Source organism: Psychrobacter sp., from assembly GCF_035469765.1.
In the GTDB taxonomy this organism is placed as follows: Bacteria; Pseudomonadota; Gammaproteobacteria; order Pseudomonadales; family Moraxellaceae; genus Psychrobacter.
In genome coordinates this window covers 1-13,850 of the sequence record NZ_DATIRM010000157.1, presented here as the reverse complement: position 1 = coordinate 13,850, position 13,850 = coordinate 1, and the positions used below count along the sequence as shown (strand labels likewise).

Genomic DNA, 13,850 nt, shown 5'->3' with positions numbered 1-13,850 from the left:
GCAAATCAAGGTAGTTAAATAATTAGCCAACTATTTTTTATTATCTTATTCATAGAGGTTTTTATTAAATAAATATACTATTTCTATCTAAATGGTATATTTATAAGTTACTGAAAAAAATAGATTTAAATGTAGAGAATTTTGCCCTGTCGTCTACTCAATATAAGGCGATATTTTTTTGCGCTCGCAATATAAAATTTCATGTTACACTTAAACATTAGCAAGGATATCGATGCAAACACGTATCGAATTTATTGTTAAATCTGACAAGCTAATAACAAACGCATACCTTTTGCTTGCCTATTTCAAACTTCTTTTACTACTCGCTTCTTTCAATGACCGTCATTACTCACGACTGTCACCACTTAGGACCTTATTATGTTTAAAGATATCTCTATCGAAGACTTTGATCCAGTACTTGCTAAAGCCATGGCCGCTGAAAGCGTTCGTCAAGAAAACCATATTGAGCTGATTGCTTCAGAAAACTATTGCTCACAAGCTGTTATGGAAGCGCAGGGTACTGATTTGACCAACAAATACGCTGAAGGCTATCCTGGCAAGCGTTATTATGGTGGTTGTGAACACGTTGACGTTGTTGAGCAATTGGCGATTGACCGTGCAAAAGAATTGTTTGGTGCAGAATATGTGAATGTACAGCCACACTCTGGTAGCCAAGCAAACTCTGCTGTCTTTTTAGCATTGCTTGAAGCCAATGATACCGTACTTGGCATGAGCTTAGATGCTGGCGGTCACTTGACTCATGGCGCGCACATCAACTTCTCAGGTCTGAACTATAACGCAGTACAGTATGGTTTGGTCGAAGGCACTGGTCTTATCGATTATGACCAAGTTGAGAGTTTGGCAAAAGAGCATAAGCCAAAAATGATCATCGCTGGTTTCTCAGCATACTCACAAGTAGTTGATTGGGCACGTTTCCGCGAAATCGCTGACGAAGTTGGCGCTTATTTGCTCGTAGATATGGCACACGTTGCTGGTCTTATCGCTGGTGGCGTTTACCCAAGCCCAGTACCGTTTGCTGATGTAGTGACTACGACGACGCACAAAACCCTACGTGGTCCACGTTCAGGTATGATTCTTGCTCGTGATGAGAAGCTTGCTAAAAAGCTAAACTCTGCGGTCTTCCCAGGCAACCAAGGCGGTCCGTTGATGCACGTTATCGCGGCCAAAGCGATTTGCTTTAAAGAAGCGTTAGAAGATAACTTCAAAACTTATCAGCAGCAAGTCGTTAAGAACGCTCAAGCCATGGCAAAAGTGATCCAAGATCGCGGTTATGAAATCATCTCTGGTGGTACTGAAAACCATCTGATGCTGATCAGCCTAGTGAAGCAAGAAATGACCGGTAAAGAAGCGGATAAATGGCTAGGTGATGCGCATATTACTGTGAATAAAAACGCCGTACCAAACGATCCAAAATCTCCATTCGTGACTTCTGGTATCCGTATCGGTACACCAGCGATTACGACTCGCGGCTTCAACGAAGCGCAAGCAAGTGATTTGGCAGGTTGGATTTGTGACGTACTAGACAGCCGTGGCGATGAAGCAACAACTGCTGAAGTCCGTGGCAAAGTAGAAGCGATCTGCAAAGAGCTTCCTGTCTACGCTAAAAATCAGTAATTTCTGATTAATTGGTTTTAAAAGTTAGATATAAAAAAACCGCTTAGCTTTTGCTAGGCGGTTTTTTTGCGAGTATATAAATCAACGTTTTAATTTATCAAATCACATAAATGGCAACTTGGTGAATATCTGCAAGACTGTTGCGTTAACGATATCAACGAAGAATGCCCCAACCATAGGCACAATCAAAAACGCCTTATGTGATGGCAAGTAACGATCGGTGACTGCTTGCATATTGGCAATCGCTGTAGGAGTTGCACCCATACCAAAACCACAGTGTCCTGCTGACAAGACAGCCGCATCATAGTCTTTACCCATGAGTTTAAAGGTCACAAAGTAAGCATAGCCAATCATTAGAACAGTTTGTGACAATAAGATGATCAATACAGGACCTGCCAAATCTGTCAATTGCCACAGCTTTAATGACAATAATGCCATCGCTAAGAAAAGACTCAAAGAAGCGTTACCGATGACGTCAATCGCACGGTCAAACATATCAAAATTAAATACCATAGTTAAGGTATTGCGCAGAATCACACCACCTGCTAATGCCCATACGAAGGTAGGCAACTCAAACCACGTATCCTGTGCCACCAAGGTCATAAGATCAGCAAACGCCAGTGCTGCTGCAAATAGTGCTAATGATTCAATGGTAGACGATGCCGTAATCAGACGGATATTATCCGGTTTTTCAAACATCTCCTTATTGCTGTGAACTTCCTCTTCGCTGTGCTTGGTGCTATAGAGCGACTGCTCACTTGCCAGTTTTTCAACATCACTTGGGTTTGGATTGATTGCAGTAGGCTTGAGACCAAGCTTTTTAATCAAGCGACGGGCAACAGGACCACCGATAATACCGCCTGCCACTAGACCATAAGTGGCAACTGCGATACCCAGCGTCGTCGCGCCAACGACACCATACTGCTCCTCCAAAGTAATGCCCCAAGCACCAGCAGTACCATGTCCACCAGTCAAGGCGATTGAACCGGTCACCAAGCCAAGCAAAGGATCAAGCCCAAGTGCGCTTGCCATCGCTACACCAAGGATGTCTTGCAAAATGATAAACACCGACACGATAACAGTAAAAATCAGTAATGGTGAGCCACCTGCTTTTAACCGACCAAAATCAGCGCTAAGCCCGATAGAGGCAAAGAACATCAGCATGGTCGCTGTTTGCAGTCCTTGATGGAAATTAAAGCTATAGCCCCAAACAATATTAAGAACATAGACGACAATCGCTGCTACCAAACCGCCTGCGACAGGTTCTGGAATATTGAAATCTTCTAAAAACTTAATTCTTTTGACTAAGAAGCGTCCAAGCAAAAGTACTAATGTGGCTAATATCAGGGTGTAATAGCCGTTCAGGGTGATTTCCATATGTTAATCCTTTCTATAAATATAAATTAACCTGAATTCAGGATACATCTGTTTTTATCTCGAATTCAGATTCTTCTCTTACTGGCCATCGGACGCCACGATAATCCACAGTTGTGGTTTACCAAATTCTTTAAAAGCATCTTCTATAATACTTTTGAAGACATTAAAGTCTTCAGTGTTAATATTTTTAACCGCTGTTAAATCAAGTGCTAAATGCTCGATATCACTGTCTGTTAAGCAGTCCCACGCTGCATCCCAGTTATGACCAAACCAACTTGGAAAATTGCACGCTTTTGCCAAACTGCTTAAAAGTGTTTCTTTATCTAATCGCTCTTCCATATGTATGGTGATAGCTTGTTCAGGAATAGTAGCAGACGTTTTGCTGCTTTTACCTTTAACAAGGTTTCGCCCAATGCTGCTTTGATTCACATAATAAATAGCTTGAGTCATGTTATTTAACCTCCAATTTTTGAAAGCTGTCGTAATGATCAAGGGTCAAATAATAAATGGTCGGTGGGTGACCGCCAGTAACAATACGCCGTGCGCCGCGATGCGAAACGGCAGGTGTGGGTACAGTATATTCGCGATAGTAGCCTTGCGACTGCGCGGCTAACTTGCCTTCGCGATTATAAAACGTACTGCCGTCTTTATTGGGATAAGGAAACGGACCACCTTGCTGAATAAGCGCAAGTGTTTGATCTATCTGCGCATCACCAGTGATAGCTGCTGCATTTGAAGTGTTTGCAGGTTCAATATGGTTTTGCGATAAGGTAGTAGATGGCGCGCTACCTGCAAAAAAACTGGATTTCAAATCAGCAAAGAAGTAAACCGCAACAGCGATAATGGCAATCAAACTGAATAGGGTGGAGAAGCTGCTTTTTTTATTTTGGCTGCTACGATTATTTTTATGCTGATTGTTTCTCTGATAAGCGTTTCGATTGTTTTTCTGATTAGCATTATCTGAGCTGCGATGAGCTGAATTTGCCACTGAATTAGATGATGATGTTTCTACAATACTTAATTCATGAGAGGTTACTTCGGTGGCGCGCAACTGGTTTTTGTCATTGCGTTTACTATTAAAATAAACGCGTTGCCCTTCGCTGATAGGCTGCGCCATTCGCACGGATTTTATGTGAAAAAATACATCTTCACTTTGATTGTCGACGTCGATAAAGCCATAGCCTTTATCGGAATTCCAGTGCTTAATTTTGCCACTTTGCATGGGCATCCTCGTTCTATCGATAGGTTTTTATCACATAAAATAATGGCTATATGTCATATATAACATATTTATTAATAATAAAAAAACGCCAGCAATTAAGCTGACGTTCTGTAACAATTATACTGCAGACGACATTATAGATTGTAGTGAAGACGTAATAAATTAGGCACGCGTTTCGCCATGACCATAAACAATCCACTTTTGTGAAGTCAAACCTTCAAGTCCGACTGGTCCACGTGCATGGATTTTATCCGTTGAAATACCAATTTCGGCACCAAGACCGTATTCAAAACCATCAGCAAAACGGCTAGAGGCATTGATCATCACGCTTGCCGAGTCAACCTCGCGGATAAAGCGTTGCGACTTGGTATAGTTATCCGTAATGATGACATCGGTATGATGACTGCCATGAGTGTTGATATGCTCAATTGCTTCGTCTAAGCCTGATAAGATTTTAATCGCAAGGATAGGGGCGAGATATTCGGTATCCCAATCTTCAGCGGTGGCAGCTGAGAGATGACCTTTAAGGGTAGTATTATCGTTCAAAATAGCCTGCGCTTTATCATCAAGACGCAACTGCATCGCATTATCGGCTTCAACGATGGCTTCGGCAATTTTTGGTAACAGCTCATCAGCGATGGCTTCATCGACCAATAAGGTTTCCATGGTATTACAAGTCCCATAGCGATGGGTTTTGGCATTGACACTCACGTTAATGGCAATCTCAGGATCGGCATCACTGTCAATAAAGGTATGACAGTTACCGTCTAAGTGCTTAATTACAGGCACGCGCGCATCGCGGCTGATACGCGCAATCAACCCTTTACCGCCACGTGGTACGATAACATCAACATACTCTGTCATAGTGATAAGCTCACCAACGGCAGCACGGTCAGTGGTCTCTAGCACTTGGACACTATACTCAGACATACCAACGTTTTTTAGTCCTTCTAAAATACATTTGGCAATCGCTTGATTGGACTCAAATGCTTCAGAACCGCCACGTAGGATAATGGCGTTACCTGATTTTAGTGCCAAAGAAGCGGCTTCAAGGGTAACGTTAGGACGCGACTCATAAATCATACCGACCACACCAAGTGGCACGCGCATTTTGCCTAGATGAATACCCGATGGACGATATCTCATGTCTGTGACTTCGCCAATAGGGTCAGGCAATGCCGCAACGTCTTTTAAACCTTGTAACATGCCATCAAAGCGAGCGTCATTTAACTCCAAGCGATCAAGCAGCGCGGCATCTAAGTCATTTTTTTGACCATTATTCATGTCGACTTTATTGGCAGCTAAGATGTCTTGCTTAGCATTCTTCAATACATCGTGAATCGCCATAAGTGCAGCGTTTTTATCGCCCGTATTGGCAGCAGCCAGTGCTCTGGATGCTGCGCGAGCTTCTTTACCAACGTTTTGCATATAAGCGGTAACGTCTGTGGTATTGGTTTGACTCATAAATATCCTTCCTTAATAGTTATAAATAGAGAACAATCAGTGTTCTTTAGCGCTCTAATGGCACTCTGCTATTTAACATAGAGGAGATTAGGTCGATAGTAAAGCCGATTTTGTGAATAGAGGTCGCTTGTCTTTATATAATAGTCATGATTGAGCGTTGGATTTATGGTTACGTATTTTTAACAGAAATAGACTGCAATTACTAAGGTAGTCGCTATGAATCGTCCGTATAGTGAGCGCTAAGCAGCAAAAGATTCATTTCAGTTTTAACGTGTGATTTTTAAAGTGACTCGGCTGCATGATAGTTATTCGTAATAGAAATTAATTATAGTAAAAAAATATTGGAGAATAAACATGACCATTGATCAACAACAAATTCAAAAATCTGGCGCTTACAAAAACTGGTTGGGCGTTGGACTGGTTGCAGCGGCATTGACGCTAAGTGCTTGTGGTAAAAAAGACGAGCCACCAGTAGAGACGGCGCCAGCAGTCGATGCGCAGACTGGGGTAGAAGATGAAGCAACGAGTGTGGCTACTGCTGGCAGCGCTGACGATGTTGCGGTAGCTACTGCTGGTAATGATATGGCTGTCAGTAGCACAGATGATGTCGCCGTAGCAACTGCTGACGACGCAGAGGTGATGGACGGTACTGAAAGCGAAGAGCATGTCTCAAGCTACTAAGGTGGCAGATAAAACAGCGCTCATGCTATTAAGGTGATAAAATAAGGCCCATAACTGACTGTATGTTATGGGCCCCATTTTATAAAGACTATTTATCGTCAAACGCCTTTTTACTTCATGTTTTCATTCATATTTATTGGAAGTCTGCTAAACCATGCTTGATACTGCAAATAATCCGACTCGACCTATCGCTTTAGATTTACAAGATATCCATAAAAGTTTTGGCTCATTGGCCGTACTGAAAGGCGTATCTTTGACTGCCTATGATGGCGATGTTATCTCTATTTTAGGCTCGTCCGGCTCAGGGAAGTCGACCCTGCTTCGCTGTATCAATTTGCTTGAAAAGCCCAATCAAGGTCGCATCATCATCGGTAAAGATGAGCTGATGCTAAAGCCGGCTAAGTCAGGTGAATTGCAAGCGGCTGATATCAAGCAGCTAGAACACTTACGCGCACGCGTGGGTTTTGTCTTCCAGAATTTCAATCTATGGCCACATAAAACGATTATTGACAATATTATCGAAGGGCCAATACAAGTCTTAAAAATAAAAAAAGACCAAGCTATTAGCGATGCTGAAAAGTTGCTCGATAAAGTAGGTTTGCTTGATAAAAAAGACGCTTATCCGGCGAATCTATCTGGTGGTCAGTGCCAACGTGTCGCTATTGCGCGCGCGCTTGCGATGAAGCCACAAGTGTTATTGTTTGATGAGCCGACTTCTGCATTAGACCCTGAGCTGGTCAATGAAGTGCTTGCCGTCATGCGAGAGCTGGCAGCAGAGGGAAGCACGATGCTGATTGTGACTCATGAAATGCGTTTTGCTCGTGAGGTTTCTAGTAAGGTGGTGTTTTTACACCAAGGCGTTATTGAGGAGATTGGTACGCCTGAGCAAGTCTTTGATAATCCTAAGTCTGAGCGAGTCAGAGACTTTATGGCATCACACCGTCAAAATTAATATAACGGTCTAAAATACGTTTGACTATCTACGACTATGATTTTTATAAAAAGAATATTGATAGACATTTGATATAATAATATTGCCCGTCAGTAAGTCTAGCGCTTGAATTATTACTCAATAATCACAGTCGGTATGCAAAACGTTTGTTTTTGATATTTTACTCAGGTATTATCAAAAGAGCTATGGGCGGGTGCTAAATGCGCTTGCTTATATAGGTATCTAACAGCCTAAATCTCCAATATTTGAATCTGAATAACTTGTCTGGCAGGGACGTCAGAGAAAATATATCAGAATGCTATATCAAAAATCATAGTAAACACCCATCAGAATTTAAGGAACGTATGATGTCGAATTCTCGCCTATTGTGGTCATCGATGACCGTTACCGCTGCGCTCATGTTAGGTGCTTGTAGCCAACCTGCTAATGACGCTGCTGATACCAATGCCGATGCACCGGCAGCAGAAACCGCTGGCAAGACCATTCGTATCGCTACTGAGGGCGCATACCCTCCTTTTAATTATACCAATGCCGATGGCAGTTTGGCGGGTTTTGATATCGACGTCGCCAATGCTCTATGTGAGCAGATGCAAGCCAAGTGTGAAATCGTCGCTCAAGACTGGGATGGTATTATTCCGGGTTTATTGGCGCAAAAATACGATGCGGTTATCGCTGGCATGTCTATCACAGCCGAACGCCAAGAAAAAGTTGATTTCAGTGAGCCATATTTTGCCAATACGATGGTTTGGCTGACCGATACCAAAAGCGGCTTTGACCCTAAAGCCATCAAAGACCTAACGCTTGGTGGTCAACGTTCAACGACACCGGGTGCTTATCTTCAAGATAATTATGAAGGCAAAAACGGCAATACTGTCAAGCTCTATGACAATTATGATAATGCTTATTTAGATCTAAAATCTGGTCGTAGTGATGCGGTTTTAGCTGAAAAAGTATCGGCAAAATCATGGTTAGTGGAAAACTCAGAAGGCTTTGGTATCGTGGGTGATGAGATTGATAATGATGACAATATTGCCATTGCTGTGCGTAAAGGCGATTCAATTAAAGATGACTTTAATAAAGCGCTGAGTGAAATCCGTAGCAATGGTGAGCTTGCCCGTCTTGAACAGCAAAACTTTGGTCAATAAGCTGTAATCAATAGTATTGATTGATAATGTCCGTCTTAAACGGCGGATATATACGGCTGGTAAATATATTAAGGAATACCCACTATGATAGTTGCAATGACCTCATTAATGACCAAAAAAGCCTTGTGGTTAGCGCCATTAAGCGCCGCCATGCTGATGCTAACTGGCTGTAACAACAGCTCTGCACCGACAGAAAACACCGAAACAGATGCTGCAACTGATGCGCCTTTAAACATCAAAATTGCGACAGAATCAAGCTATAAACCTTTTAGCTATACTGATGCTGATGGCAAGTTAATCGGCTATGAGATTGAATTGGTCGACGCGCTATGTGCACAAATGAAAGCCAAATGCGAAGTGATCTCTCAGGATTGGGATGGCTTGATTCCAGGCTTGAATGCGCAAAAGTTTGACGCTGCCATCGCTGGTATGTCAATCACCCCTGAGCGCAAAGAAGTGGTCGAATTTAGCGACCCTTACTTCCATACTGGTATCATTTTAATCGGTAAAAAGGGCGATGATGTTAGTGTTGAAGCTTTAAAAGGTCAGCCGATTGCCTCACAGCGTTCAACCGTTGCCTCGCAGTATCTGCAAGAAAAACATGCCGATGCTGATATCAAGCTTTATGATACCCAAGACAATGCTTATCTAGACCTGACCTCAGGTCGTGTACGTGCAATGATGTCTGATAAAGTCACCGGTATCGATTGGCTAAAAACTGAAGCGGGTAAAGACTACGAAGTCAAAGGTCAGGAAATCAGCACCAGTGAAGACGCCATGGGTATTGCTTTCCGTAAAGGTGATCCATTGGTCGCTAAGTTCAATAAAGCTTTGGCTGAGCTAAAAGAAAACGGTACTTATGACCAAATCACTGGCAGCTATTTCGGTACTAGCTCAACCGCTGCTGCTCAAAAAGCAGTGGCAACGAACGATATCAAAGAAGTGGTAGTCGTGGATAAAGGCAATGTCGATGCTGATGCGGTGATTGCTACAGAAGAGCAAGCAGAAGCGGCAACAAACTAATACCAGTGTTAACGCATGGGTGTTGAGCATTATTGGTTGTCATTAATACTGATAATCGCCAACGCCCAGCAGAATTTTATTACCCAGTAAATTAAGGATGATTATGAGCATGCATTTTGTCCCAGTTGTCGCTTCAATGACCAGCCAGTCTGACACTATATCAGTAACCGCTAAGCGCTTTTCAAGGCCAATGCTAGCAATGGCAGCGCTCCTAGCTTTGGCAGGCTGTAGTAACGGTCAAAATAAAGCAAATGATACTGTCAGCTCAGATGCTAATAATAGTACTGAGACAGCTGAGACAAAAGCGGCAGGTAATAATGTGCTGCGTATTGGTACTGAGGGTGCTTATGCGCCTTTTAACTATACTAATGCTGATGGAACGCTTGGCGGCTTTGATATCGAAATTGCCAATGCTATTTGTGCAGATATGCAAGTGACTTGTGAGATTATGGCGCAAGATTGGGATGGTATTATCCCCGGTCTAAAAGCAGGTAAGTATGATGCTATCGTTGCGGCGATGTCAGTTACCCCTGAGCGCTCCCAACAAGTGGCTTTTACGGATCCGTATTTTAGCAATGTTTTGGTGTTTTTAGCCAAAAAAGATAGTACCTTTGATCCAGCCAAGGTCACTGATATAAATGCGCATTCTATCGCCGCTCAGCGCTCAACCATCTCTTCGCAGTGGTTAGAGAGCACTTATCCAAAAGCGGATATGAAGCTATATGATACATTAAGTAATGCGTTTTTGGATTTAGGTGCCGGTCGCGTTGATGCCATGATCTCGGACAAACTGCCTGCGATTGAATGGCTCAGCTCGACATCTGGTAGCGATTATGTGTTAAAAGGTGCTGAGATTGATATCAATGATAACTTTGCGATTGCCGTCCGTCCAAATGATGAAGCCCTACAAGCAAAAATTAATACATCATTAAGCAATATCAAAGCCAATGGCACTTACGATAAGATCCATCAAAAGTACTTTGCTGTGCCAGCAAGTGCAACGCTAACAGAAGCGCCAGCTGTGGATAGCACTGCACAATAAAGGCTGAATAGTATTGCTGTATTCACGACTGCATTAATATTGTGTTAATACGCATGAGGGCATTGCCATACAGGTAATGTCCTTTTTTTGTGCTATGTATTTATGGTCATGCTATTGTTTTAGGCGTTATCAACCAACAGATTTACTCTCCTTTGACTGAATTTTCGACTGTTTAAAGATATAGATATCTATTTAGGCAGCGCTTTTACACGTCAGTATTAACATCGTGGCGAATGAATATGATAAAATCAGCGCTCATTTCTACTGTGTCAATTATCGCGGCAATAATCGTATGAATCTAGCATCAATCTATGATGCCAGTGCCCGATGTGTATTGGGTTTAAAATACGTTTGTCAGCCGTGCTCAGCTATTGATGCTGATTCTTTTAACTCATATTTTGCAATTTGCTAATATAAAGAGACTGAGTGGATAATCGTGTTTGATTTACAAGGATTTGGCGCGCTTTTATTAAGCGGCGCTACCGTCACCATACAGCTTGCCATGACCAGCTTGGTCATCGGTATGTTCTTAGGCTTGCTCGGTGCCACAGCGAAGCTGTCTAATATCTGGCTGCTGCGCAAAATTGCGACTGTGTATACCGCTACCATGCGCGGTATTCCTGAGCTGCTATTGGTACTATTTATCTATTATGGCGGCTCTATACTGCTAATGAGCATCCTAAAAAAGTTCGGCTATAACGACTATGTCGAGATTAGCGCTTTTTGGGGCGGCGTCATGGCACTGTCTATCGCTTTTGGTGCTTATGCGACTGAAATTTTCCGCATGTCGATTCAAGAGATTCCGGTAGGGCAAAAAGAAGCTGCGCAAGCGATTGGCATGCGTCCTTTTCAGACCTTTTATCGTATTACCTTACCGCAAGTGTGGCAAATTGCGCTGCCAGGTCTGGGCAATCTATTTTTGGTATTGCTTAAAGATACGGCATTGGTTTCGGTCGTGGGTCTTAAAGACATCATGTATCAGTCCTCGCGTGCGGCGCAGTCAACACAGCAGCCGTTTACCTTTTATATGGCAGCGGCGATTATCTATTTGGGTCTGACCATGTTGATTACGGGCTTTATGATGTGGCTTGAATGGCGTGCCAATCCGGCAGCGCGTTATGCCAAAAAGCTCAGCCGTCAAACAACCCGCCGTCAATCGACCATAGGGTAGAGGAGAGATACTATGGATTGGAATTGGCAGGTGATTTTTGATCATATCCCAGACTTACTCGGTGGCGCGGTCTTAACCGTACAGCTGGTTTTGTTCTCAGGTATTATCGGGCTGTTTTTTGGTTTGGTTTTGGCGCTGTTACGGCTGTCCAAAAATTGGGTTGTACAGATACTCCCTTTTCTGTATATCTTCTTTTTTCGTGGCACACCGCTACTGGTACAGATATTCCTGATTTATTATGGTCTTGGGCAGTTTGAAGCGGTACGTAATTCGTTCTTATGGGAACCAGTCCTTAGCCAAGCTTACTGGTGTGCAATTATTGCCTTTACCTTAAATACTAGTGCATATTTGGCAGAGATTATTCGCGGTGCGATCCAAAATATTCCGGTGGGTGAGCTTGAAGCAGCCGATGCGATTGGGATGTCAAAATGGCAAAAGCTGACCCGTATTACATTACCGCGTGCTTTTGGTATTGTGATTCCGGCGTACAGTAATGAAGTTATCTTTATGCTAAAAGGCAGTGCGCTGGCGTCAACGATTGCTTTAATGGATATCACGGGTGTCGCTCGTACCATTAGTGCGCGGACTTATACTTTGATGGAGCTATTCTTCGCTGCAGGTATTGTTTATCTGTTATTGTCGTGGGTGATTTTATTTAGCTTTAGACTGTTCGAAAAGCGCATGAATCGTCACGTAAGTTATGTGCCGCCAGATGTAAGCACGAATACAGTTGGCTAATGAGTTGTCATGAACACGACTTATCATAAACGTTATGTAATAGTGCAGTATGTTTCTCTTTTTACAATATTAACCATTTGATGTGAGCGCCTAGTATGAGCCAATCACTATCTATATCCTTAGTCGATGCGATTGCTGTCAGTGTCAATGATGACGCGAGCATCACCACTGTTAACAATAGCGTACGTGCATCGATTGGCAAGGTCGTTTGCGTTGGCCGTAACTATGCGGAACACGCGCGTGAGCTTGGTAATGAGATACCAAAATCGCCTATCTTATTTATGAAGCCCGCATCGTCAGTGGTCAGCGTGCATAATGATATTGTCCGTCCAAATCCAGCGCTATATGGTGACACTCATTACGAAGCAGAGTTGTGTATTCAGCTGGCAGCCGACTTATCGGTAGCAACGGTTGAACAAGCCAAGCAAGCGATTGGCGGCGTGACCTTAGGACTTGATTTGACCCTACGTGATCTACAAAGCAAGCTAAAAGAAAAAGGTCATCCATGGGAGCGGGCTAAGTGCTTTGATGGCGCTTGCGTACTTGCTGATTGGATTGATCCGCAAACGTTTGGCGATTTTAGTCATACCGAATATCAGTTTTATATCAATAATGAGTTGAAGCAAGATGGCAATACTGCCTTGATGCTATTTCCAGTGTATGAATTACTGGCAGAGATTAGCCATGCCTTTAGTTTACAAGCAGGCGATGTGATTATGACTGGTACGCCGAGTGGCGTTGGTATATTGCAAGCAGGCGATGCGTTAACATTCAAGCTTGATGCTCATGAGTGGCAGGTACAAGTTCGATAGATGTTCTGTAGCAGCAGTATGGCATTAATTTTCAAATGCATCGACTTTAATAACAAATCCCAAGTTAACGCTTGGGATTTTTTGTTTTATCAGCGGTCATAGCAATTTTCAATTCGGTCATTATCACATTGCCCTCAAATTGGCATTTGGATTTCAACGTACTGTCATAAATGCTCAGTAGAATTAGGCGTAATTCGTATCTTGATGGTTGCAACTACAAGACCGCGATTAACTCTTTTATGCCAATCAAGCCTAACAGCAAGGTGACTGACAATGACATTATTGAATAATAAACAACAACTTGCCCACGAAGTCGTTGAAGATTCCAACCCGACTAACAATATCGATTTTCAAACCATTATTAGTCGTCGTTTGAACCGTCGTAGTATCCTAAAAGGTGGCACAGGATTGACGGCAGCAGCTTTTTTTGGGGCGCTACCTTTGGTTGGCTATAGTGATGATGACAGCAGTTCTATCATAAAGAATAGTAATGCTGCCGCTATCCCTGCACAGGGCGATCTCAAACGCCCTGAAACTTTGAATTTTACAGCAGTGGCGCATTCCACTGCCGAAACGATGAGTGTGGCA

At 42.9% G+C, this 13,850-nt stretch carries 13 protein-coding genes and 1 pseudogene; 10 read left to right on the top strand and 4 right to left on the bottom strand.

The genetic code is table 11. The features are described from left to right. Nucleotides 1–378: 378 nt before the first annotated feature. On the top strand, nucleotides 379–1,635 hold the full coding sequence (gene glyA, locus VLN09_RS04525; protein WP_325244108.1) for a serine hydroxymethyltransferase: 1,257 nt from the start codon (nucleotides 379–381) through the stop codon (nucleotides 1,633–1,635). A 102-nt stretch (nucleotides 1,636–1,737) separates the two neighbouring features. Here the strand turns inward: glyA and gltS are convergent, their stop codons facing one another. The 4 genes from gltS to VLN09_RS04505 form a co-directional block, all read right to left on the bottom strand. After that, nucleotides 1,738–3,012, bottom strand: coding sequence for a sodium/glutamate symporter (gltS, locus tag VLN09_RS04520; RefSeq protein WP_325244106.1), 1,275 nt, complete (start codon nucleotides 3,010–3,012; stop codon nucleotides 1,738–1,740). 78 nt (nucleotides 3,013–3,090) lie between these two features. Beyond that, nucleotides 3,091–3,462 (bottom strand): barstar family protein, encoded by a 372-nt coding sequence (locus tag VLN09_RS04515; RefSeq protein WP_325244104.1) that lies wholly within the window; start codon nucleotides 3,460–3,462, stop codon nucleotides 3,091–3,093. Between the two features lies 1 nt (nucleotide 3,463). After that, nucleotides 3,464–4,234 (bottom strand): ribonuclease domain-containing protein, encoded by a 771-nt coding sequence (locus tag VLN09_RS04510; RefSeq protein WP_325244102.1) that lies wholly within the window; start codon nucleotides 4,232–4,234, stop codon nucleotides 3,464–3,466. Nucleotides 4,235–4,396: 162 nt separating this feature from the next. Further along, the gene (locus VLN09_RS04505; protein ID WP_325244100.1) at nucleotides 4,397–5,698 is read right to left on the bottom strand and encodes a glutamate-5-semialdehyde dehydrogenase; all 1,302 of its coding nucleotides are present in this window, start codon (nucleotides 5,696–5,698) and stop codon (nucleotides 4,397–4,399) included. Between the two features lie 354 nt (nucleotides 5,699–6,052). On the opposite strand from VLN09_RS04505, the gene VLN09_RS04500 reads away from it, so the two are divergent. The 9 genes and pseudogenes from VLN09_RS04500 to VLN09_RS04460 form a co-directional block, all read left to right on the top strand. Beyond that, on the top strand, nucleotides 6,053–6,379 hold the full coding sequence (locus VLN09_RS04500; protein ID WP_325244098.1) for a hypothetical protein: 327 nt from the start codon (nucleotides 6,053–6,055) through the stop codon (nucleotides 6,377–6,379). A gap of 154 nt (nucleotides 6,380–6,533) precedes the next feature. Next, nucleotides 6,534–7,331 (top strand): ABC transporter ATP-binding protein, encoded by a 798-nt coding sequence (locus VLN09_RS04495; protein WP_325244096.1) that lies wholly within the window; start codon nucleotides 6,534–6,536, stop codon nucleotides 7,329–7,331. Nucleotides 7,332–7,675: 344 nt separating this feature from the next. Continuing rightward, the gene (locus VLN09_RS04490; protein WP_325244094.1) at nucleotides 7,676–8,476 is read left to right on the top strand and encodes a transporter substrate-binding domain-containing protein; all 801 of its coding nucleotides are present in this window, start codon (nucleotides 7,676–7,678) and stop codon (nucleotides 8,474–8,476) included. Nucleotides 8,477–8,560: 84 nt separating this feature from the next. Further along, nucleotides 8,561–9,499 carry a transporter substrate-binding domain-containing protein gene (locus VLN09_RS04485; RefSeq protein WP_325244092.1) on the top strand — a complete coding sequence of 313 codons (939 nt, stop codon included), beginning with the start codon at nucleotides 8,561–8,563 and terminating at the stop codon, nucleotides 9,497–9,499. Nucleotides 9,500–9,698: 199 nt separating this feature from the next. Continuing rightward, nucleotides 9,699–10,541, top strand: a complete 843-nt coding sequence (locus VLN09_RS04480; RefSeq protein ID WP_414709084.1) for an ABC transporter substrate-binding protein — start codon at nucleotides 9,699–9,701, stop codon at nucleotides 10,539–10,541. Between the two features lie 436 nt (nucleotides 10,542–10,977). Then, complete coding sequence (locus VLN09_RS04475; protein ID WP_325244088.1) at nucleotides 10,978–11,712, top strand: ABC transporter permease; 735 nt, start codon at nucleotides 10,978–10,980, stop codon at nucleotides 11,710–11,712. A 12-nt stretch (nucleotides 11,713–11,724) separates the two neighbouring features. Next, nucleotides 11,725–12,450 carry an ABC transporter permease gene (locus VLN09_RS04470; RefSeq protein ID WP_325244086.1) on the top strand — a complete coding sequence of 242 codons (726 nt, stop codon included), beginning with the start codon at nucleotides 11,725–11,727 and terminating at the stop codon, nucleotides 12,448–12,450. Nucleotides 12,451–12,545: 95 nt separating this feature from the next. Further along, entirely contained in the window at nucleotides 12,546–13,262 is a 717-nt protein-coding gene (locus VLN09_RS04465; RefSeq protein WP_325244084.1) for a fumarylacetoacetate hydrolase family protein, read from the top strand. Between the two features lie 273 nt (nucleotides 13,263–13,535). Next, nucleotides 13,536–13,850, top strand: a pseudogene (locus tag VLN09_RS04460) (PhoX family phosphatase); the annotation flags it as partial.